Below are 21246 nucleotides of genomic sequence, written 5' to 3' on the forward strand. Positions count from 1 at the left end.
GTCGTCAGCTTTCCAGCGGATCCAGCAAGGTCGGCCAGGCCTGCTTGTTGGTCTTGATGGCTTCAACGAGCTTGTCTTCGCCAACGCGGCGCGCAATGCGCGTCCATTGTTTTTCGGTGTCGGCCATCGCTTGCTGGACGGTCTTGGCCTTGGTGAGCGCTGCGACAAGGTTCTCGTCGAGTGCGCTGTGGAAGGCCGTTGCACCGGGATAGTTGATCGAAGGGACGACACGGCTGACGGTCTCACGCACGACGTCCATGTGATAGGCGTGGTAGGTATCGCGAACCAGCGGATCAGCGAAGTTGGCTAGCTGGAACGGATCGAAATAGCCGCCCGGATTTGCCGTCATCCAGGAATAGATCCGGCTTGAACCGAGCCACTGCAAGAGCAGATAACAGATCTCCGGGTTCTTGCTTTGTGACGAGATCGAAGCCGACAGATTGAGCCATAGGACGGAACGACGTACCAGGTGCCCATCGATTTCGCGACCGGGCGGCAGCATTGAGCCGATCTTGCCGGTGATCTTCGAGCCTTCATTGGCCTTGTTGTCTAGGAATTTCGGCAGATTGGAAAAGGCGCATGTCATGGCCGCCCCGCCGCTCGCAAAGTTGCCGTATTGCTCCGGCCAACCCCAGGAGACGGCATCCGGCGAATGATAGGCCAGTGCGCCCACATATTCCTGCGTTGCCTGATAGCCGGCATCCGAGTTGATCAGCGGCTTGCCATCATCACTGAAGAGATACTGGTTCGGCGACGCCATCGAGGTGAAGCGCTGATACCAGTTGGTATAGCCCCATCCCTGGTTTCGAAGATCGGTGCAACCAAAAAGACCCTTGTCCGGCCGATGGAAGAAGGCCGCGATCTCGTCCAGTTGCTTGAAGGTGCGCGGTGGCGCGAGTGCATAGCCGTGCTTGTCGGCAAATGCCTTCTTTTCGACTTCGTCGTTGAACAGATCCGTACGATAGTTCCACGTCTGGAAGTCTCCATCGAGCGATACGCCGTAAGTCGATCCGCGATACTGGTTAAGCAGGGATACGCCGGCCTTGCCATTGACGTACCCGCGCTGCGGGTCGTCCCATTCCGGTTTGTACTGGGCGACGAAGTCGTCCATTTTGATGATGCCGCCGGTTTCTGCGAGATCGCCGAGACGGTTCCACTCGACCGCATAGATGTCGAAGGCGCCGCCCTTGGTGGAGATATCCTGCATCGTCTTGGTGAATTCCTGGCCGTTTGGTACGCCGACCACGTCAAGAACGATGCCTGTCTCCTTTTCCCACAGATCCTTGATGGAAGGAGCGCCTGCAGGGAAGGGCTTTGTCAGTTGCCCGATCGAGCCATCCGATAGACCGAGCACAATCTTGGTCGGCGCCTTGCCGGACCCCTTCAGTGCTTTGACGGCTTCGATTGCGCGCCCTTCCGGCGTATCGGGTCCATATTGATAGCGCTCGGCGCCGTCAAAACCTGTAGGGCCGCCGATCATGCCTGGCGCGAGTGCGTCGGCGGCATAAGCGCGGCCAGGCCGGATGAACTGGGGTGCAATACCCGCGGCTGCAGTCAAGGCCAAGGCACGGCCACTGGTGCTCAGCAGGTCGCGTCGCGACATGCGCATAAAATCTGACATTTGGTGTTCCTCCCCATCGACGGTTCCTCCTCCGTCGATTTTGATGATTATTGACGCGTCATCGGATTGATGTCAACATCATTTCCAATCATCCCAAAGGTTGGTCATCTGGCCGGACTGGCGCCGCTTCACCGCGGGTCTTGGGCTGGATACCGAAAAGAGAAATTGCTGATGCCAGTTAGTTCTATCTGCTCGAACACATCAAAACCAATCATTTTTGTGCGGGCGCGTGGCAGTGAGATGTCGTATTGGCGTTGCGATCTGGTCGAGAGACTTGAATATGAAGCGCCAGAGTGCGCGGCAGCCGCGCGGGGTCTGATGTGTCGCGCCTGATCGCCATGCGCGCCTGTAGAACCAGGCGCGCGTCGCGAATTCTATCCCAAAAGATGACAGAGGACGAAAATGACAGGAACGATCATCATCGCCGGCGCAGGATTGTGCGGTGCGCGCGCAGCCTTCGCCGTGAGGGAACGTGGCTATGAGGGAAAGGTCGTCCTTATCGGAAGTGAGCGGCACGCCCCTTATGATCGCCCTCCCTTGTCCAAGCATGTAGATGATGGATCGCTGTCAATCCAGCACGTTGCCGACGAAAAAAGTTACCGTGTCGCCGGCATCGATCACCTGGGCGGCGTTGACGTGACGACCATCGATCCTGTTGGCCATGTCGTCACACTGAGCGATGGTCGCCATCTGACTTACGACAAGCTTCTCCTGGCTGTTGGTGCGCGACCGCGACTGCTGCCTGGCACTGAAAATCTGACGAAGGTTCTGACCCTGCGTTCGTTCGACGACGCCCTGAAAATCCGTGACGGCATTGGGCCAGGTCGCAGGCTGGCGATCATTGGTGGAGGTTTTATCGGGCTCGAGCTTGCCGCAATGGCGCGCAAACTCCAGACGTCGGTAACGATTATCGAGAGCATGCCACGCCTTCTGGCGCGCGCTGTGCCAGCCGAAATTGCATCCGTCATCGAGGAACGCCATCGGCTAGAAGGGGTCGAGGTGCTGTTGCAGGCGGGAATCTCGTCGATCGGTGAAGACGGTGACGGCGTTCAAATAGAGCTCGCCGATGGCAGTGCCATTGTTGCAGATCTCGCGGTTGTCGGTATCGGAGCCATTCCCAATATCGAGATCGCCGCGGCTGCCGGTCTTGCGATCGAAAACGGTATTGCTGTCGATCACTTCATGCGGACGTCGGATACTGACATCTTTGCAGCTGGCGATTGCTGTTCATTTCCACTTCAGACGTATGACGGTAGCCGAGTGCGTCTGGAATCCTGGCGCTGCGCTCAGGATCAAGGGATTATTGCTGCGGCCAACATGCTTGGGATTGCGACACCTTACGAAGGGGTACCCTGGTTCTGGTCGGATCAATACGACCTCACGCTGCAAATTGCCGGCCTTCCTGGCCTGGCCGTCGAAACGGTGCGGCGCGAGCATTCAGACGGTTCATTTCTTCTGTTTCACCTTGGTTCCGACGGAAGGCTGGTGGCAGCGAGCGGGATCGGGCGAGGTAATGCGATTGGACGGGACATCCGTCTGTGCGAGATGCTCATCGCAGCAAGAGTCCATCCAAAGCGCGAAGAGCTTGCCTCTCCATCTACGCGATTGAAGTCGCTTCTGGCTGCGTGAACCGCAACTTATTAACGGTCCCCTCCTCTCCCCCTTCCATTCCCATAAGGCCGAAAACATCCATGAAAAGCTATGTCTTGACCGTATCGTGCACGTCGACACGCGGCATTGTCGCGGCAATCGCCAATTATCTCGCCGACCAAGGGTGCAACATTACCGATTCCTCCCAGTTCGATGATCTCGGAACCGGGCAATTCTTCATGCGCATCAGCTTTATTTCAGAGCAAGGTGTATCTCAGGACCAGCTCATCGATGGCTTCGGGCCGCTAGCCTCCAGGCTCGGGCTGGAATTTGCTCTGCATGACGCAGATAAGCGCATGAAGGTGCTTCTCATGGTGTCGCGCTTCGGGCACTGCCTGAACGACCTTCTATACCGGTGGAAGATTGGCGCATTGCCGATCGACCTTGTAGGGGTCGTCTCGAACCACTTCGACTATCAGAAGGTTGTGGTGAACCATGACATTCCGTTCCACCACATCAAAGTGACCAAAGAGAACAAGCAACAGGCTGAAACACAGCTTCTCGATCTCATCGAGCAGAGCGGAACGGAGCTCGTCGTGCTGGCACGCTACATGCAGGTACTGTCGGACGCCATGTGCAAGAAGATGTCTGGACGCATCATCAACATCCACCACTCGTTTCTTCCAAGCTTCAAGGGGGCCAATCCCTATAAGCAGGCTTATGAGCGCGGGGTGAAGTTGATCGGTGCAACGGCCCACTACGTGACCGCGGATCTCGATGAAGGCCCGATCATTGAACAGGATGTTGCCCGTATCACGCATGCCCAATCTGCCGAGGATTACGTCTCGATAGGCCGCGATGTCGAAAGCCAGGTGCTTGCGCGCGCCATTCACGCCCACATTCACCACCGTGCCTTCATCAACGGCAACAGGACAATCGTCTTTCCCGCGAGCCCCGGCTCGTTTGCGTCCGAGCGGATGGGCTAACGAATACAGTCCCGTTCAACGGTGGAGCCGTGAAGTTCGAACGCGCGCCAATGCGGGCAAATAACCCATGCGCGTGACGCTTCTTGCAGAGTTTGCCGAACGTCTGCGCGAGGAAGCTGCAAAGGCGAAGGATCAGCGTCATAGTTCAATGAACTGTTTGGCCTCGACGCCGGGTCGCCCCACGTCAAGACCGAATTGGCGGCCCATTAGAACGAGTATCACCCGCGCCGGACCATCGATTTCGCGATCTCGACGATATCATCGCGGGACGCTGTGGGATCCTCCTTCGACCAGGCAATGCCAAGCCCGATCTTGAAGTCGATCCCCCTCACCTTCTTGAGCACGAAGCTCCGGTTCGGGATATCGGTCGTCCATTCCGGTGCGAAACCGATCCCAAGACCGGCAGAGACGAGTGAAACCAGCGAATAGGTGTCGTCACAGCTATAGGCGACGTTTTTGGTCAGGTCGTATTCCTCAAACTTCTCATTGAAGTACCGTTCGGTGAAGGAGAGGTTTTGCCGGTTGAAGGCAATGATCTTCTGATCGCGCAGGTCCTCGATCGAGATCTCGTTGAGCGAAGCCAGAGGATTGCTCTCGGCAACAGCCAGCAGATAGCGTTCATGGGCAACCGAGAAGAAGCGGAGTGACCCGATGTTTTCCACCGGCCTGATGAAGCCAAGGTTCAATTGCCCCGTCTCCAACCCGCGGATGATGTCTCCGGTGTTGCCTGAAGCGATATGGATGCGGACATCGGGAAACTTGCGGGCGATCTTGCCAAGGAACAGGGGTAGCATGCCCATGGTGGCTGGATAGACGGTACCGATCTTGATCTGGCGGATGCGACTGCCGCCTGCGGCGCGTGTCAGCTCGGTCGTCAGCTCCATCTCGCTGAGGATCCGGACGGCGCGGTCATAGAAGGTCTCCCCTGCCCGCGTCAGCTCAACCCGTCGTGTCGACCGGATGAACAACGGACAGCCCAATTCCCTCTCCAGCGCCATGACATGATTGCTGAGCGCCGGCTGAGCAATATTCATCTTGATCGCAGCCCGACCAAAGTGAAGCTCTTCAGCCACTGCTCGAAATAGAGATAGTTGGCGCAGTTCCATTGGCCCTGACCCTCGCAGCGCTACGTTTATTTACATACTATAGTTGATAAACATAAAGTATGTAAACTGCGAGTTTCACGCATGGATATGCGGAAACTTGTCGGTCGCAATTTTGCTCGCCTTCGTCGGGAAAGGGGCCTGACGCAGGAGGATGTCGAATTGCGCTCAGGTTATAGCCAGCAATACCTGAGCGGACTCGAGAGAGGGCTTCGCAATCCGACAATAATTACGCTTTACGAACTGGCACAGGCACTAGGTGTAAGCCACGTCGAACTAGTGATACCCGAGGGTGCGGGCATCCCCAAAAGGCAAGAGCATTGAGGCTCGTGAGCGTGTCCTAACGAGGCACCAAGATTGAGAGACAACGATAACGTGGCGGTTGCTGACTACCGTATGCCCTGGCGCGCCGCTTTATCGAGCAAGGAATCGAGTTGGTCGCGCATGGCGGTAAGTTTGAACCGCTTCGACCAGCCTAGCAAAGTCTCATGGTCGACAGACATCACTAAGGTCCCCCTGCCAATTGTTCGTACTCGGTCAGGGGCGCAGCAAGTCAGGGACAAGAACAACAGCCTCTTCAGTAGCTGAGGATGGATCAGGTGGCCCTCGGCATGGGAGACAAGCTCGCTGACCTTGGTGAACTGTACCTGTGCCATCGATAGGGTTGCGCGTATGCCGCATTTCGAGTGCGGTGCTTTCGACCACTCAGCAACCTCTCGCTTGAGCATGATGACGCGTTGGTCAGCGCGGGCTGTCTCATAGCGGCGAAAAATCGGGCTGGCAATTTGTGCCTCCGGCGTCGCCAGTGCGGCCGAGGCGTACCCTCCAGAATCTGTCGCCGTAATTTATGGTCGTTAGCCACAGAGCTAACATAGAGAACCTCTGTGCCAGTCGCTGCTGACACAGCGCTTCGCCTCCCCCCGTTTTTGCCATATCGAGAAATCGGGACATGTTCAGTTTCTTCCAGATGCACGGGCAGGGTAAACAGAGGTGTTTCACTCTCCTCAACCTAGTGATGCCGCTTCATTATCTCCTTAGCCTAGCCTAGTGTGTTTTCTGAGGCTGATTCGGCGCAATTTGTCAGTGCTCATCCATGGTTAGTAAATTGAGGCAACACAATGGAAGCTTCCGAGCGGACCATCTCGCAGATACTTACCGAGCAAATCCGATACGAGATACCGCCATATCAGCGACCTTATTCCTGGGAAAAGGGAAACGTTGAGCAGCTCCTTGATGATGTCTGGGAGGCTTATCAGGCTGGCGACGAAGAGTATTTTATCGGATCGCTGATTACGATTGAACGGGCGAAGGATGCGCTCTACGACGTAGTTGATGGGCAGCAACGGCTTACGACGCTCAATTTAATATTTGCAAAACTCCGTGGCAGGATAAGTGATCCTTACGCCATGGTGGATCTTGAAGCACGCGTCCGGCTCCCCAAGAAAAACAAGAACGACGAGAGCAAACCAAGGCTAACTCTGCGCAATCGCGATCAAGCATTCTATCTAAAACATGTGCTAGATAACCAGCCGGTGAGCGTGAGCCTTCGACGCGAGATCGAAAAAGCGCAGGACAAACCAAAGCTCAACATCCTTGAGAACATTGAGGCGATTGACCGTTTTTGTGAAAATAAAGATGAGCTGACGATTCAAGCGTTCAAGGACTATCTTCTTGACAAGGTATTTGTCGTTTTGGTGGCGACACAATCAACAAAGTCGGCCTACCGATTGTTCAATGTTCTCAATGCTCGAGGCATGCCACTTTCTAATGCTGACCTGATAAAGAACTTGCTTTTTGCCCGCCTGATAGAAGGCCGGAGAAGTGATGAACTTGAAGAGCGCTGGCTTGAACTCGAAGAAACCATTGGTATTGACCGGTTGGATCAGTTCTTTGCGCATCACCGCTCGTCCTTCGTCGCGATAAAGTCACGAAAATCGCTCCACGAAGAATTCGAGCCGCTCATCGAAAAAAGCCCAGATCCCTTCCTTTTTCTTGAAGGAATAACGGCTTCTGCCAAGAATTATGTCAGAATTCTTCAAGCTAGCTTCGACGACAGCTCGGCTTTGAGATCGCTTCGCTCACTCCATCGCGTCGCGTTCGAGGAGTGGATTCCGCCGCTCCTGGCATTTCTCAATCAGCCAGTTGCAGGAATGACAGAGGGTGAATTTATCATCCTTCTCGAGAAAATAACGTATCAGAACTGGATCCGTCGGCTTGCGTTCACCGCGCGGCTGACTGTTTATTTCCAACTGATAAACGCCATACGAGACGGCAAAAACGCCGACGAAGTTGTAGCCATAATTCAAGCCAGTTCCAATGATGTCGAGTTCAAAACGCTGCTCGACGGTGAAGTCTATGGCAGGCCGTTCGCGCACGCCGTGCTCATGCGATTGGAAGAAGCTGATCAAGATGAATCCGTTACAAAGACTTATCGCGGCAAAATCACTATTGAGCACGTCCTTCCGCAGGCACTAAAGGACTCCTATTGGATTGAAAGATTTACGGAGGATCAGCATCGTTCTTGGCTTCACCGGTTAGGAAATCTAGCTTTATTGGCAGGGACAAAAAACTACAAAGCGCAATATTTCGCATTCGACAAAAAGAAACAAATATACGCAGAGAAAAATAAAATTGTATCATTCGATACGACAAAACAAATCCTAGGCAAAAACCATTGGACTTCAGAAGAGGTCGGAACGCGCCACGACGACCTAATATCTAAGGCAATGACCATTTGGGCGATTGGATGATGCAATGGCGTCAGCATCTGGTGATTTCGCGAATTCGCGGTCGACGGCCTGGACTGACGTTCTTGCTCGGCACGCCATTTTCCCACAGCAGCAGTTCGCTTATAAGACCGGCAAAAACGCGTCGGACATCACTCTTGTCATCGACGCGATGGATCTGCTGCACAGCGGTCGCTTCGATGGGTTCTGATTGGTTTCTTCCGACAGCGACTTTACTCGCCTAGCTGCAAGGATCCGCGAGCAGGGCGTTGATGTCTTCGGCTTTGGTGAGCAGAAGACACCGGAGAGTTTTCGGCAAGCGTGCCGTAGATTCATCTACACTGAGAACCTGCTTCCGGCTGTTGCGCCTAACGGCATCGAGCCCGTTCAGGCGCCTACATCGCTCCAGCCACCCACCGCTGCAACGCCGGTCATTAAGCGCGTTATCGCGCAGATGGAAAGTGAGGACGGATGGGTGCCACTCGGTGCCGTAGGCAATCAGCTCGCGAACCTGGCATCGGATTTCGATCCGAGAACATATGGCTTCCGCAAGCTCAGCGATCTCGTGCGAAAAACCAATGCCTTTGACGTCGATCAGCTTGAGGGTAAGCAGCTACGGATCCGGGTCAAGCAGACAGCCAGCAAAAAGAAGAGGTGATTGGAGAGTGAAACGTGTCTGGTTGAAGCAAAGACGCTCACTGGCCTGCTCGGTCCCTCCCGACGTTGCTTCGCTGCTCTCGACGCGCCAAGCGCGCCTGTGCGTCGATACGTCGGCAGGGTTCAACGGTGCTTGGGTAATCCCCCCGTTTTTAACAGGGCTCCGCAGTAGAATTCACGCGGCCATTTTCAGTTTCTGTGCGGGCGTTATGCCGCCGATGCCCATATTGGGCCGTTCGTTGTTGTACGTCCATAGCCACTGCGTGGCGAATTCCTGTGCCTCCTCGATGCTTTCGATGATGTCTTTATCGCCTCGAAGGCAGCGACAAACTCCGCTGGAAGGAGCTGCCATCGCACCCGGCCACTCGGTTTCCTTCTTCCCGTTCTAAAGCCATTTTATCGCCCGCACCGACAGGTCAAGCCCGCGCGGGTTCCCCGCGCCCGAAGGCTTCGGGGCTTGACCTGATCGGCTTTCGGGCGAATGGCTGTTCGGGACGAAGGAATGTTCGCAAGCCTCTTCCGGAGGGATCGAACAAAGGAACACAGGTTGGAAGCCGGTCAATAGGCCAGGCCTGGGCGTGGGCTCATCGCACTCTGGATTTTTCGACTCTCACGGCAATTTGAGCAAGATAATCTGCGTGCCCCTGCAGCTTGCCCAATTCATGCGACAACAACGATAGCGAGACAACGGCGAACTTACTGTGTCCATTGTCGAGTGGGACGCCATCTCGCTTCTTGGCTTCGGCGCTATTCATTGTGAGGAAAAGCAAAAATTCCGACTCCTTGAATTTGCGGACCACCCAATGCGCGAAATTGTGCCTGTGTACGCGATGCATTTCCAGCGTGTCCAAGGCCCTTGCGACGCCATCCGGTATATTTGGGTCGGATGGGATCATACTCAGTGCCCTGCGAAGATGTAAAAATACGTCCGTGTCATTTAGCTTACCCGCGATTGGATCTGTGGTCGGATCATTCAAGCGACGTATTGCATCGAGAACACGTCTCGCATTCAAATCTGCCAAGCAATAGGTTTGTATGAATTTGCCGAGTAACAAAAATTCGTCGTCACCCGCTGGCCGCGTAAGTAACTCGACCGCGCTATCTTCGCCATCGAGCCTAGCAATTAGTCAGTGTATGTCCTTGCTGACTTCCATAGATGTGCTTTTTCAAACCTCAGTCTTTCAATTTCTAGAGTTTTTTGCGGCTCGTAGGCTTGCCAGTACGTCCGCGTTTCCCTCGACATGTTGAGCAACTTGTAGGCCGTCGCGAATATCCAAAGGCCCAGCTTCAGGGTTAAGTAGGATAGGAATGTCAATTAATGACGAAAAGGTAGCCTTCAGGCCAAGTCGCGGATGAGACCATTCGATTTCCGGGCCGAGATGAAGCCATGTGGGGCGGCCTTGGAAAAGTGCCATGTCCACGTAAAAATTCGCCCCAGGCAAGCCCCCTGCTGATCCGGCACTTTCCGCGACATAGGCTTTCGTGAACGCAAAATTGGCCTGCAATTGGGGCACGATGTCGAATGCCGGACGTATCGACGCTGCTTCCCGGATCGCGCGGTCGGCGGTTATATTGCCCTGGTTGTATCGCTTCATCAATGATTCAAAGTGTCCGGCACTCGCGTCCATGCCCGCGCGGCGTCCTCTCATTCTGTATCCAGAAGCCAACACTAACCGAGCGCCGGGATAGCCATCTCGAAGTTCGGATTGCCTTATATCGACAAAGAGCTTCCAAGCGCGATTCAGAAAATCATGCGTATTCGATCTCGATCGCAATGATAAATCACGGTAGGCCACCGCACCGTCGTTCATCACGAGTGTTGGGAAGTGTCTCACGCTGTGGCTGGCAACAATTTCATGAAATCGCCGAAGACGTTTGAGGGCTTGCGCGGCTTTTGGACGCAAAGGGCTAAAGCCAGCCTCCGCGATCATTGAACCGTAGCCGAGCAAGTCAATCCAGCAGGCCACGGACACCTGAAACGGGAAAATTGCGTTCTTGCTAACGGTCGGCTGCGAGTTGCTCATTCGTGACACGTCCTTAAGTTACGTCCTAACATGCCGTAAGCTTTGGGTTATTTCTATTCCCTTATCACTAAGGGATTCTTACCGATTTGGTCCCCAAGAATTGCGTGATCGGGAGTTTCAATATTAGTATCCGGTATGGTCGACACATTGGGTAAGGCTGCTCGATCCGAGCGAATGTCACGCATAAGAGCCAAAGACACCGGTCCAGAAATGGCCGTGCGTAGGTTGATCCACGGCATGGGCTATCGCTACAGGCTGCATAAAAAAAAGCTGCCGGGGCGGCCCGATATTGTCTTTGGGAAGAGACGTAAAATTATTTTCGTGCATGGTTGTTTCTGGCATCGCCATTCTGATTCGGCCTGCAAGCTCTCTCGCGCGCCCAAATCTCGATTGGAGTTTTGGATGCCTAAGCTCGAAGGTAACGTGGCGCGAGATGCCGGGAACGAAGAGGCGTTGCGATCGATGGGGTGGGATATCTTGGTGATATGGGAATGCCAGTTGAAAGACGAGGCTTCCCTTAAACTTGAAATAGAGTCATTCTTAAATCATGAAATCGATTGAATTATTCGCGGGTGCCGGTGGGCTTGGTCTTGGACTGCATGAGGCGGGTTTCAAACCCGTCAATGTCATTGAGTGGGACTCATACTGTTGCGACACCATTAGGGAAAACAAAGCTCGCGGTATGAAGGCGGTCAAGAACTGGAAGGTCACCGAGGGCGATGTGCGCGAGGTGGATTTCAAGGGATACGAGGGTGCGGTACGCCTCGTCTCGGGCGGGCCGCCATGTCAGCCATTCTCTATGGGCGGCAAACATGCGGCTTATGATGATGCTCGGGACATGTTTCCACAGGCAATTCGGGCGGTTCGCGAGGCGAAGCCGCAAGCGTTTCTGTTCGAGAACGTCAAAGGGCTAACCCGCGCGAGTTTTCGCAATTATTTCGAATACATAAGGCTTCAGCTAGAGCATCCCGAGATAAAATCACAGAGGGGCGAGGAGTGGGCGGATCACCTAGCTCGCCTCCAGCAACACCATACAAGTGGTAGCCGGTCGGGTTTAAACTATCGCGTTGTTACTCAACTCGTGAACTCCGCGGACTACGGAGTTCCTCAACGGCGGGAGCGAGTTTTCTTCGTCGGTTTTCGGGAGGATCTCGAAATCAGTTGGCATTTTCCGCTTCAAACACATTCTAAGGAAGCTTTGCTTTGGGATCAGGCCCGTGGAGAATATTGGGATCGTCACAAAGTAGCAAAAAAAGACCGACCTAAGCCAGCGTCGAGACCGGTACTTCGCGAGCTTCCAAATTCGCTTGTACCTTGGCGTACGACCCGCGATGCTTTGGTAGGGTTGCCGGATCCTGAATTCGATCCCCGAGCGAGTGAGCTATTTTTAAACCACCGGTTCCAACCGGGGGCACGCTCCTATACCGGGCATACGGGGAGTCCTCTGGACGAACCAGCAAAGACATTGAAGGCGGGCGTGCATGGTGTTCCGGGTGGTGAGAACATGCTGTTGCGACCCAATGGGTCAGTTCGTTACTTCTCAGTGCGTGAAAGCGCGCGACTTCAGACATTTCCAGACAATTTTCTTTTTCACGGATCCTGGTCGGAGACAATGCGCCAACTTGGCAACGCGGTGCCGGTTGAGCTCGCGAGGATCGTCGGCGAGAATGTAGCCGAACACTTGTCCGCGAGGAAAGCCGCGTGACGGGAACTTCCTATAATCCGCTCGACAAAAGCAATCTCGCTAGAAGTATTGAAAACGAATTGCTCGGTCGGGACCCTGTGCAGTTGTCCGCAGCCGCTGGAATCCAAGGTGCGGGCGTTTACGTGATCTACTACGTCGGTGATTTCCCGCCATATCAGCAGATAAGCGCGAAGAATAAGGAGGGCATGTTCAGCCAGCCAATCTATGTAGGCAAAGCCATCCCGAAAGGCGGGCGCAAAGGTGGAATTTCAACCGATGCCTCGAAGGGAAAAGCTCTAGCTGATCGATTGGGACAGCACGCCGCATCCGTCGAGCAAGCCGCCAATCTCGCACTGGACGATTTCCTTGTTCGCTATCTTGTGGTGGATGATATCTGGATCCCGCTCGGTGAAAACATGCTGATCGAGACGTTCAAGCCAGTTTGGAACCGCGCGATCGATGGGTTCGGCAATAAGGATCCAGGTCGAAGACGCGCCACTCAATATAAATCCCCGTGGGATGTCTTGCACCCTGGTCGGAAGGCCATGGAGAAACTCGCGGACAGTGGAATCACGCCCGAATTTCTAACAGCTCGTGTCGATGATTATCTTGCTGGTCGTCCGCTCGCGAAGCTGCCAAAAGCCATACAGACGCAAGTCGAGGACGAGCAAGACGAGGCGGAGGAGAGTGCGGATGAGGCCTGAGACCTCATCATGCCATCGCTTCAATCAATGAAACCAGCGTTTTGCTCTTCTTGCGCATTCATCAGCCGTCGATAAGCGCTCTTGTCATTTGGATAGGTCGCCAGTCCTTCCTGAAGCTCCCTAACAGGCTCAACTAAAGGCAATGTGATCATGCGCGCTCGCCAGTGACCTTCACGCTTGATTGCGTCACGTTTGTCAAAGATCACTTCCCCAGTCTTGGGATCGAATTTCTCCATGTGAATCTGTGGTTCGAGGCCGTCAGCAGCCTTGGCACGGTCAGTGGCGTCACGTGCGCCGTAACCACGGCTAGCCAAGCCTGTGTGCGATGTTTCATCCGCTGTCCAACGGAAAGTGAACCGACAATCACCATTGCCGTCCAGCGTGTAACTCAAGCGCCGATCTGCATCGCGGGTATGTTGAGCAGTCCCGCCAGCTCGAACGATTTCGAATCCACCTGGCAGTTGAGGGAAGAGCCGCTCAGCCACATCCGCTTGCTCTAGATGGTCGAACAGTCCAGTTTCTTCCGCGAGTCGTAGGATCGGTCCGGTCCGATACTCACCCGACCTGTTGCGCGTGGTCTGAAGTGTCGCCCGATTTTGAATGATGCGTCCGTCCACCACCTCTCTCTCGATCCTTTCGAAGAAGGTCCTGACAACAGGATCATCAACATTTGCCTTGAGGCGAATAAGACCGGACGGCGCACCTCGGCGATAGCCGCCGACGATAATGCTGTGACGGCTTGTCTTGTAAAAATAGCCCCCCTGGGTGCGGCGATAGTCATCGACAAGAGCTGCGTTATCGTCGGAGAGAAGAACAACGGATTGCTTGCCATAGCCACACGCTCGTCCCAACAGTCCCTGTAGAAGAGAGTTGAGGTCCGATGCCTTGGTGGCAAAATCGACAAACCATTTCACTTGTGACGGAAACGCGTCGCCCATCCGAGCGCGGTTAGTCACCACGATGACGAATGGCCGGTTAGGATGCATCCTTGCGCGAATAGCACGTTTGACACTGCTTCCTGAGTACTCCGCGCCGTAATAGGGAATAATCTCCACGCCCTCGCGCTCAAGATCAAGGCGTCGCACAAACTCCGCGGCGGCGGCGTTGTTGTTGAAGGGCCGGATGCAAATTCCTATCGGTGATCCCTCAGGGTCAGCTTCGGCGATTATCTGTAGGATCGCTGTTCTCAACCCTGTTCGGACGGCTTCTTGATACTCCGCCTGCGTACCGGTGTATCCCAACTTTCGCGCCAGGGACGGAAAGCGCGAACCAGACGCGTTATACGCCGCCATCGAAAGCATCGTGAAAATCGGGATCTGTAATCTACGAGAGAATTCAGTGAAACCCATCGTATCCGGCGGAACCACGACGGTCTGATCGCTGATGACCGTGCCTCCAAAATAGTTGAAACCACGATAGGCTGACGTCAGATACTGCCTTACGACCCAGACGGATTCCAATTCATGCATTTCGTAAGGAGTCGCGGAAAGGCCGATGAAGCTGTGCTGCCCAACATTGCCATTCATGGCTTGCTCGATGGCGTCAAATATTTGAACCAGTACACACGGACGTCGCTCTTCATTGCCATCCGTGTTGATGATGATGCGGTCGCTCGCGCCATACTGTGGCTCGTCGATCATCAAAAGAGTTTCGAAACCTTCTGTTTGTGCTCGGCGACAGAGATCCGAGATTTGAAGTAGGCGCTGACCCTGGACCCTACGGTGCACGAAGTCTTCCAATTGCGGACCCAAATGAATGTCACCGAGGGCATCACGTAGAAGATGACCACGATAAAAGTTGATCGTTGGTGACATTTCGAAGCCGGGATCTAGCTCTCCCCACAGGACGCGAGGGCCTTCGGGATCCAATTCGATCTTGATCGAACCATAGAAATTCAAGAAATGCAGGAGTTCGATCTTGGTCTGATCCTCCTGACTTGTGTGGCTCGTCGTAAGATAGATTGGATAAAGTAGGCGTCCAGTCAGGGCGTAAATTATTGGACCCGCGAATTGAAGGGCTAGGGACGTGGTGGTCTTGCCGCTTTGCATCGCGCCCAGCACCACGCCATTTTGGCCCGGATTATCAATCATGCGAAGAATGCAATCGACTGCCGTCAACAACTGCGCTTCGTGGAGGACACCTGAGTCATCCTCCCGCTGAAAGAAACTTCCCACGCGGTCAAGCAGCATGCCGCTTCGCGCCGCTGCGATCGTATCCGCCACGCTGATGAGTACGCCAAGTCCGACTTCGCGAGAATGACGATTGAAAACGAGTTCGAGGTTATGAAGGTGTTCGATGTACGAATTCACCCCTTCCTGGAAACTAGATATGGCTCGGCGAGTCGAAGTCATCAACAGCTCTTTCGTTTCGGTAATTATATTTACAATCGCGAAGAAAAAAATGCAACATAAATAACTGCAACGTTAAATATCGATGTTTTTCAATTAGATGTACCTGTTCAGGTCTATAAGTGGGCTATTCACCATCTTGGGGTTGCGAGGAGAGTTACCGAACCTGGGAGACATGTAGGCGGCTGCCGTCTTTACGACGCATCTTTCCTTCTTGCATAAGCAGGCCGAGCAAGCTCCAAGTCAGATAGTCCTTCGAGCCGCCCATGTAGTGGCTGGCCAAGCCCAAGGCCTTCACGCAGTCGGAATTCATCACTCCATTGCCGTTGGCTTTCGCTAGCTCTAGGACCGCTTCCTTCAAGAGCTTCAGGCCGAGCTGTGCTTTTTCCTCGACGCCGGAAGGAACAATAATCGTGGATCGCGTGCTTTTGCGGCGGCCCGTTGGCACGACTGAGTTCAGAAGGATTCCACCTGTATCGATGGTCCCAAAAGCGCTTATCAATTCCGCTTCTAACTTCAGCGCTTGCAGTTCCGAGAGATCGTCCGCTAGGAGGGTCACCAAGACATCTTGTCCAGCCGCCACTATTTCCTTGATCCGTTCACCCTTACGGCTGTTGTCGGCCTTGAGGTGATCATACCGCCGGACGCCAGTGCCTTTTCCAATGTAAAAAGCTTGCGCGTGCTTCGCTCTCGGATCCTTAAGCGCATAGACATAATAAGATCCTATGATCATGCAAACCCTCTCATGCCCTGACCTTTTGTCGGCCAGTTGCACGGTAGGGATCACCGCCATCTCCCGCGAGATCGAGATGGTATCGGCGAGCATCCAAGATTTCTAGGAGCTTCGCGTGATCCTGAACGCGGCATTGTAAACGGCCGTTTGGCAGTGTCTTGAAGACGACTTTATGCTGAACGGCCATGGCTTCGATATTCGCTTGCTGAAAATTTGCAAGATTGGGATGCGCGGCGACGGATGCGGCGTGACGTGCCATTTGGCGATGTTTTGAAATCCCTGCTTGGATGCGAGAAAGGTCCAAGAACTGAAGAGTATCATGGATGTGCTGTATTTTATTGGCTGCGGTGGCGGCGACTTGTTCGGTGATTTTGGCCACCAACTCCACATTTCTAGGATTGAGAATGAATACATTCGCGTCGGTGACGATGACGTCGAATATCGAATCGAGTTTCAACGTTTCTTCTTCTATCATGACGACAGTGTCATTCACCAACCGCACTAGGCGATTTCGCGCGCCCAAAGTCCCTTTTAGTTGGGTGGCTTTCCGGATTCCGACCGCCCTGCGCCCCTGTCCATCTGTGAACTCCCCAAAATAATATTCTATATCGCGTACATGATCGTTGAGATTTGCAAGATCAGGCAAACCGCCTATGTCGAATATGGCCGAAAGTTTCGCCATGTATTCGCTGTTTCGCGGGCTATAGATCCGACGTGTATCACCGTAATCCTCGGAGACATCGTAAACTTCCCATGCTGTAGCAACCCCCTCAAAAGTTTGGGCGGTGTCCTGCAAGATAGCGCTCAATGCGCCTTTCGTTCCAGCGTCGGAAGGGATGAAATAGCGGTTTCCGTTTTGTTTGAGACCAACTCCTAGGTTCACCGAGGCGATATTCGCCAAATCAAAATCGTTATCAATCATCGTTTTTTTCATCCACTAGAACGTTTCCACCCAAACGGCAGCCCGTTAACGGCATTTTTTCCGGTAAATAATGCCGACGCGAAATGACCGCGTATGTCGCTAGCCGATCGTCACTCTCTGAAGACATTCCTATTTTCACTTCGACTGTATAGATTCTATATCCAAGTATAGCGAAGACGAGATTCATATAATGGAGACGCATATGCCAGAACAAAAACGTTATGAATAGAAACGCGATCATGACCGATGTCAGATCGCGAAGCTCATCTACATTCGCGTCGAAAAGCGGGAGCAGCATCGCGAACAAGTAGGTGAGGAGATGCTCTCTCTGATCTTTGGCGCTTACGACGGTAATCGTCTTTACGTTTTGATGTTTCCTCGCAGTCCTAAAAATTAGATAGAGAAGCACTGTGGGGAGCGCGAACAGAACTATGCAGACGGGTATCCAGATGCGGTCGCAAATAGCGTCTACGCCCCGAACTGCCCAAAGAAGAAACACCGGGCTTAGGCTGGACCATACTAATACGAACCGGACTAACCCCAGGCCTTCGTTTACTTTCTCACTGCTCATAAAGCCCCCAATTTCAGCAGACTAGAAAGTATTACCCTAGGTTTCAATAGGGAATGCAATCACAGGGTTAAATGCTGAAGCGAGAGTTCCGCGTCTGATTAGGCCGCATTATATTAGATATTGTTGTTTATTCGGAAGCGTTGCGTAGCCGAAGGGTTTATCGCACAAGCGCTCTACCGAGCCTTCGACGCAAAACTAGCTGACGAGAAGGTTTCCACTGGTGACCAAGGCTGCCTCATCCGAAGGCCGGTAATTCCAGATCCTGCCGTTCCTTTGTCTCACGATGCCATTCCTGTTCCTGCATATGACGCAGGCTGGCCCTCTCATCTCGATGATGATGGGTCATTTGCATCTTGAGATGCGCAAGCTTGGCGGCATCCTTGGCGAACCTCGTCCGCGTTTCCGCTATGTGAGTGCGGATCGCTGACGTCATGCGGCCCCCACTTCCCTCTGGGTTTCAGTGACGCCTTTCAGGTCGGCTCTATCACTCAGCCTTGCGCGAATATCCTTCGTCTTCAGATCGAGACAGCGCGGCAGGGAGTAGACTTCGCCGCCATGATCAAAGATGACAAAATCGCGCTTGTCGCCCAAACGTTACCTAGCGTATCCGTGTTGGTCAGGGTAGGGATGGGAGCCATTTTCTGCATTTGCTGAGCAGTGCATTGGCGAGGACGATGAGTTTTCGCATGATTGCTGTGACGGCAACCTTTGGTTCGGCACGAGGTTTCTACCTATGTCTTAGGTACAGATTGTTACCCATGTCTCCGGGTCGAACAAAGACCAGAATGGCGGAGAGGGTGGGATTCGAGCCCACGATACGGTTGCCAGTATGCTGCATTTCGAGTGCGGTTATCTCGAACCTCTCGCCATCGTGCTGACATGATCGAGCGATCACGTTTGCAACCTCGGGAGTCAAGCAAAGCCGTCATCATTTTGGATAGGAGAGCCCGTACCGATCGCGAATCGTCCGTCCCTCGTACTCACGGGGATAGACATTTCGATCCTGCAGGATTGGGATGACGTTACCCACGAACTCCTCGATATCGTCGGGTGCGCGAGGCGGCTGCAGCGTGTAGCCATCCACCGTGCCGTCTTCCCACAGATCGATCATCTCGTCGGCGACTTCTTCGGCTGTACCAAGCAGCAGCCGGTGGTGTCCCTCGGACCGACGCACAGCCTGCCGTGCTGTCAACCGCTCATGCTGCAACAGGTCGGAAAGCCCAAGCCCCATCCCTACGGCCTGCTGCCTGTTGGGATCAGGCACAAAACGTTCGTGTTCCAGTATGGCATCGGGATCGAAACGGTCGCGGTCCAATCCGTGCTCGCGCACAAAGCGCTCCAGCAGGCCATCCTCGGAGCCCATGCCGCTGTAAAGTTCATGCTTGCGCAGCGCCTCTCGCCTGTTTTCGCCGATGATGACCACCAGCCCCGGGACGATCCGAATGCCTGATGGATCGCGGCCGAGCGCAGCTGCCTTGTTTCGAACCTTCTCGCCAAATGCCTTACCCGCCGGTTTCGACAGGATGTTGCAATAGATGATTTCGCCGTGTCGCGCTGCAAGTTCGATGCCCCCCTCGGATGCGCCTGCCTGGGCAATGACCGGATGACCCTGTGGGCCGCGCGGGACGTTGAGTGGACCTCGGACCTGGAAGATGTCGCCCTCATGATCAATGGTTTGTGCGCTCGCATTGTCCCAGAAGCGGTCAGAGGACACTTCGCCGGCTCGGCGCGGATCCCAGCTGGACCAAAGCTTCTTGGCTACATCCAGAAATTCGATCGCGCGGGCGTAGCGCTCGTGGCGCGGGGGAAGCGCTGCACTGCCGAAGTTGGCGGCGACGTTTGGATTAAACGACGACACGATGTTGACGATCAGGCGCCCGCCGGAGACGATGTCGAGTGATTGGGCTCGCCGCGCGAAATTGTACGGCGAGTTGTAAGTCGACGAGACGGTAACGACGAAGCCGATATCCGGCACCTGGGCTGCGAGAGGTGCACAGGATCAGTGGATCGATCGTGTGGAAGGGACGTCCCAGAGGCTCTGTCATCAGCGCTGGATGATCGGAAAAGAACACGGCGTCGAACCGGCCCTTATGAGCGATTTCGGCAAGGCGCCGATAGTAAGCGGGATCGTTGATATCGTGCTGATCGCCGCTGCGGTATTTCCAGGCGTTTGCGAGATAGCCGGTCGAGTTCAGTCCGACATTGAGGTTCATGCGACGTCGTTGAATGCTCATGCGCCAGTCTCTTCCGGTTGCTCCTGTTTGGCGACACCGACGCCGCCTTGCGGGGCCGGCGTGGTGCCTTCAATGGCGAAATCGCCGACGATGCGATCGTGATAGATCCGCGGATTGTGCGAGGCGATGGTGCGGGCGTTGCGCCAATGGCGATCAAGACCGTGGGCGCGCTTGGCAGCGGATGCTCCCAGCGCATCGAACAGCACCGTGCTGGCATCGAGGATCAGCGAGGTAACGACTGTGACGGATTGACTGACCTCGAGCTCGGCGTTGCGACCAGCAAGTGCGATCAGATCCTGGTCACCACTTTGGTTGGCCTCATATGCTCGTTGTAGCGCGTTTGCGGCCTGAAGCACGATCGCACCGGCGCTATAGGCAGCTCCCCTCACCTTGCCTACGACTTGCTGGACCTGCGGATCCTGTGCAGACCGCGAAGCATTGCCACGTGCATAGACCCTCTTGCGTGCCGCCACATGTCGCGCCAGGTCGTTTGCGGCGGCGCGCCCGATCCCTGCAAGCGAAGCCAGGTGAACCAACTGGAAGAAGCCGCCCGAATAGCTGAAGCGGACCGCGCTTGGCTTGATCAGCTCGTCGGCGATTTCGACACCACTGAAGCGCGCGGTACCGCTCGCCGTGAGCGACTGGCCAAAGCCATCCCAGTCGTCGATGATCTCGACACCGGGTGCCGTTGTCGGCACGAGTGCGCCGATCGGCTGACCGTCGCCATCGATGGCGCCAAGGGTGATCCAGTCTGCATAAAGCGAGCCAGTAGTATAGAATTTCTCGCCGTCGAGACGCCAGTTGGCGCCATTGCGCGCCAGCCGCGTCGAATAGCTGCCGAGCGGTGTGTCTCCGAGCTCGGAAAAACCGCTTCCGACGGTCTCGCCCTGGCCGAGCTTCTTTAGCCAATCGTCACGCCAGGTGCTGTCGGGTGCATTGAGGAGATCTTCGGTAAAGCCAAAGTGACTGCGATAGGCGTTGGTGAGGTTCGGATCGGCCGCGGCAAGCTCGATGATGAGGCCGAAAAGCTCCGGCAAGGTTGCGCCGAAGCCTCCTTGGGCCGGGGGTAGTCGCAACCGCGAAAATCCTGACGTCCTCAGCCATCCATAGGCATCAAAGGGCAGTTCGCGCGCCAGGTCGCGATCGACCGCACGTTTGCCAATGCGGGCAAAGACAGGCCTGAAGGTTTCAGCGAGGCTGTCAAAACGCGCGCTCGGCGGAGCGCCCCAGCCGCCGTTGATATCGGTCATGGTTTTGTTTCCTGTTTCAAGCTGCAACACCGCCGGCTGACGCCGACGGTATCAGGAACTGGTTTGTGGTTTGGCAAAATACTGAGCCCTGCC

16 protein-coding genes, 2 tRNA genes and 3 pseudogenes are annotated in these 21246 nt (G+C 54.6%); 8 read left to right on the plus strand and 13 right to left on the minus strand.

Annotated elements, in window-relative coordinates:
* Window positions 1–4 precede the first annotated feature (4 nt).
* On the minus strand, window positions 5–1621 hold the full coding sequence (locus tag QTL96_RS08815) for an extracellular solute-binding protein (RefSeq protein ID WP_289727464.1): 1617 nt from the start codon (window positions 1619–1621) through the stop codon (window positions 5–7).
* A 402-nt stretch (window positions 1622–2023) separates the two neighbouring features.
* Here QTL96_RS08815 and QTL96_RS08820 point away from each other — a divergent pair, with 402 nt between their 5' ends.
* Both QTL96_RS08820 and purU read left to right on the plus strand, forming a co-directional pair.
* Complete coding sequence (locus tag QTL96_RS08820) at window positions 2024–3250, plus strand: FAD-dependent oxidoreductase (protein ID WP_289727465.1); 1227 nt, start codon at window positions 2024–2026, stop codon at window positions 3248–3250.
* Window positions 3251–3312: 62 nt separating this feature from the next.
* The gene (gene purU / locus QTL96_RS08825; RefSeq protein WP_132671177.1) at window positions 3313–4197 is read left to right on the plus strand and encodes a formyltetrahydrofolate deformylase; all 885 of its coding nucleotides are present in this window, start codon (window positions 3313–3315) and stop codon (window positions 4195–4197) included.
* 218 nt (window positions 4198–4415) lie between these two features.
* Here the strand turns inward: purU and QTL96_RS08830 are convergent, their stop codons facing one another.
* Window positions 4416–5303: a LysR family transcriptional regulator gene (locus tag QTL96_RS08830; protein ID WP_112942918.1), complete on the minus strand. Its 888-nt coding sequence runs from the start codon at window positions 5301–5303 to the stop codon at window positions 4416–4418.
* Between the two features lie 81 nt (window positions 5304–5384).
* Between QTL96_RS08830 and QTL96_RS08835 the strand changes: the two genes are divergently transcribed.
* A complete protein-coding gene (locus QTL96_RS08835; RefSeq protein WP_289727466.1) occupies window positions 5385–5624 on the plus strand; it encodes a helix-turn-helix transcriptional regulator in 240 nt (79 codons plus the stop codon).
* A 276-nt stretch (window positions 5625–5900) separates the two neighbouring features.
* On the opposite strand, the gene QTL96_RS08840 is transcribed toward QTL96_RS08835, so the two are convergent.
* Window positions 5901–6013: transfer RNA gene (locus QTL96_RS08840), tRNA-Ser, on the minus strand.
* 405 nt (window positions 6014–6418) lie between these two features.
* Here QTL96_RS08840 and QTL96_RS08845 point away from each other — a divergent pair.
* The gene (locus QTL96_RS08845; RefSeq protein WP_289727467.1) at window positions 6419–8050 is read left to right on the plus strand and encodes a DUF262 domain-containing protein; all 1632 of its coding nucleotides are present in this window, start codon (window positions 6419–6421) and stop codon (window positions 8048–8050) included.
* A gap of 19 nt (window positions 8051–8069) precedes the next feature.
* Window positions 8070–8684: pseudogene (locus tag QTL96_RS08850) on the plus strand (NYN domain-containing protein); the annotation flags it as partial.
* A gap of 174 nt (window positions 8685–8858) precedes the next feature.
* Here the strand turns inward: QTL96_RS08850 and QTL96_RS08855 are convergent.
* From QTL96_RS08855 to QTL96_RS08865, 3 genes and pseudogenes are all read right to left on the minus strand, one after another.
* A pseudogene (locus tag QTL96_RS08855) lies at window positions 8859–8984 on the minus strand (integrase core domain-containing protein); the annotation flags it as partial.
* 283 nt (window positions 8985–9267) lie between these two features.
* Entirely contained in the window at window positions 9268–9579 is a 312-nt protein-coding gene (locus QTL96_RS08860) for a hypothetical protein (protein WP_289727468.1), read from the minus strand.
* A gap of 285 nt (window positions 9580–9864) precedes the next feature.
* Window positions 9865–10707, minus strand: coding sequence for a hypothetical protein (locus QTL96_RS08865; RefSeq protein ID WP_289727469.1), 843 nt, complete (start codon window positions 10705–10707; stop codon window positions 9865–9867).
* 135 nt (window positions 10708–10842) lie between these two features.
* Between QTL96_RS08865 and vsr the strand changes: the two genes are divergently transcribed.
* From vsr to QTL96_RS08880, 3 genes are read left to right on the plus strand one after another with little or no spacing between them, the layout of a single operon-like run.
* Complete coding sequence (vsr, locus tag QTL96_RS08870; RefSeq protein ID WP_289727470.1) at window positions 10843–11268, plus strand: DNA mismatch endonuclease Vsr; 426 nt, start codon at window positions 10843–10845, stop codon at window positions 11266–11268.
* Complete coding sequence (locus tag QTL96_RS08875; protein ID WP_289727471.1) at window positions 11255–12412, plus strand: DNA cytosine methyltransferase; 1158 nt, start codon at window positions 11255–11257, stop codon at window positions 12410–12412. The genes vsr and QTL96_RS08875 overlap by 14 nt, the downstream gene beginning before the upstream one ends.
* Window positions 12409–13095 carry an Eco29kI family restriction endonuclease gene (locus QTL96_RS08880; RefSeq protein WP_289727472.1) on the plus strand — a complete coding sequence of 229 codons (687 nt, stop codon included), beginning with the start codon at window positions 12409–12411 and terminating at the stop codon, window positions 13093–13095. The genes QTL96_RS08875 and QTL96_RS08880 overlap by 4 nt, the downstream gene beginning before the upstream one ends.
* 20 nt (window positions 13096–13115) lie before the next feature.
* On the opposite strand, the gene QTL96_RS08885 is transcribed toward QTL96_RS08880, so the two are convergent.
* From QTL96_RS08885 to QTL96_RS08915, 7 genes and pseudogenes are all read right to left on the minus strand, one after another.
* Complete coding sequence (locus tag QTL96_RS08885; RefSeq protein ID WP_289727473.1) at window positions 13116–15446, minus strand: hypothetical protein; 2331 nt, start codon at window positions 15444–15446, stop codon at window positions 13116–13118.
* A 154-nt stretch (window positions 15447–15600) separates the two neighbouring features.
* Window positions 15601–16269, minus strand: coding sequence for a GIY-YIG nuclease family protein (locus tag QTL96_RS08890; RefSeq protein WP_289727474.1), 669 nt, complete (start codon window positions 16267–16269; stop codon window positions 15601–15603).
* A complete protein-coding gene (locus QTL96_RS08895) occupies window positions 16187–17110 on the minus strand; it encodes a Kiwa anti-phage protein KwaB-like domain-containing protein (RefSeq protein ID WP_289727475.1) in 924 nt (307 codons plus the stop codon). The genes QTL96_RS08890 and QTL96_RS08895 overlap by 83 nt, the downstream gene beginning before the upstream one ends.
* 794 nt (window positions 17111–17904) lie before the next feature.
* Entirely contained in the window at window positions 17905–18102 is a 198-nt protein-coding gene (locus QTL96_RS08900) for a hypothetical protein (protein ID WP_289727476.1), read from the minus strand.
* 353 nt (window positions 18103–18455) lie between these two features.
* Window positions 18456–18534, minus strand: a tRNA-OTHER gene (locus tag QTL96_RS08905).
* Window positions 18535–18597: 63 nt separating this feature from the next.
* Window positions 18598–19903 (minus strand): annotated as a pseudogene (locus tag QTL96_RS08910) (NtaA/DmoA family FMN-dependent monooxygenase).
* Window positions 19900–21153 carry a monooxygenase gene (locus QTL96_RS08915; protein WP_289727477.1) on the minus strand — a complete coding sequence of 418 codons (1254 nt, stop codon included), beginning with the start codon at window positions 21151–21153 and terminating at the stop codon, window positions 19900–19902. The pseudogene QTL96_RS08910 and the gene QTL96_RS08915 overlap by 4 nt, the downstream one beginning before the upstream one ends.
* Window positions 21154–21246 lie beyond the last annotated feature (93 nt).

Origin of the sequence: Rhizobium sp. S163 (genome assembly GCF_030380805.1) — a bacterium.
GTDB lineage: Bacteria > Pseudomonadota > Alphaproteobacteria > Rhizobiales > Rhizobiaceae > Rhizobium.

Bases quoted from the DNA above. Each gene is read 5' to 3' on its own strand.
- QTL96_RS08815 (WP_289727464.1), bottom strand. From the start codon at position 1,621: ATGTCAGATTTTATGCGCATGTCGCGACGCGACCTGCTGAGCACCAGT.
- QTL96_RS08885 (WP_289727473.1), bottom strand. From the start codon at position 15,446: ATGACTTCGACTCGCCGAGCCATATCTAGTTTCCAGGAAGGGGTGAAT.
- QTL96_RS08835 (WP_289727466.1), top strand. From the start codon at position 5,385: ATGGATATGCGGAAACTTGTCGGTCGCAATTTTGCTCGCCTTCGTCGG.
- QTL96_RS08900 (WP_289727476.1), bottom strand. From the start codon at position 18,102: ATGACGTCAGCGATCCGCACTCACATAGCGGAAACGCGGACGAGGTTC.
- QTL96_RS08830 (WP_112942918.1), bottom strand. From the start codon at position 5,303: ATGGAACTGCGCCAACTATCTCTATTTCGAGCAGTGGCTGAAGAGCTT.
- QTL96_RS08890 (WP_289727474.1), bottom strand. From the start codon at position 16,269: ATGCTCGCCGATACCATCTCGATCTCGCGGGAGATGGCGGTGATCCCT.
- QTL96_RS08895 (WP_289727475.1), bottom strand. From the start codon at position 17,110: ATGAAAAAAACGATGATTGATAACGATTTTGATTTGGCGAATATCGCC.
- QTL96_RS08875 (WP_289727471.1), top strand. From the start codon at position 11,255: ATGAAATCGATTGAATTATTCGCGGGTGCCGGTGGGCTTGGTCTTGGA.
- QTL96_RS08860 (WP_289727468.1), bottom strand. From the start codon at position 9,579: ATGATCCCATCCGACCCAAATATACCGGATGGCGTCGCAAGGGCCTTG.
- QTL96_RS08820 (WP_289727465.1), top strand. From the start codon at position 2,024: ATGACAGGAACGATCATCATCGCCGGCGCAGGATTGTGCGGTGCGCGC.
- vsr (WP_289727470.1), top strand. From the start codon at position 10,843: ATGGTCGACACATTGGGTAAGGCTGCTCGATCCGAGCGAATGTCACGC.
- QTL96_RS08845 (WP_289727467.1), top strand. From the start codon at position 6,419: ATGGAAGCTTCCGAGCGGACCATCTCGCAGATACTTACCGAGCAAATC.
- QTL96_RS08865 (WP_289727469.1), bottom strand. From the start codon at position 10,707: ATGAGCAACTCGCAGCCGACCGTTAGCAAGAACGCAATTTTCCCGTTT.
- QTL96_RS08915 (WP_289727477.1), bottom strand. From the start codon at position 21,153: ATGACCGATATCAACGGCGGCTGGGGCGCTCCGCCGAGCGCGCGTTTT.
- purU (WP_132671177.1), top strand. From the start codon at position 3,313: ATGAAAAGCTATGTCTTGACCGTATCGTGCACGTCGACACGCGGCATT.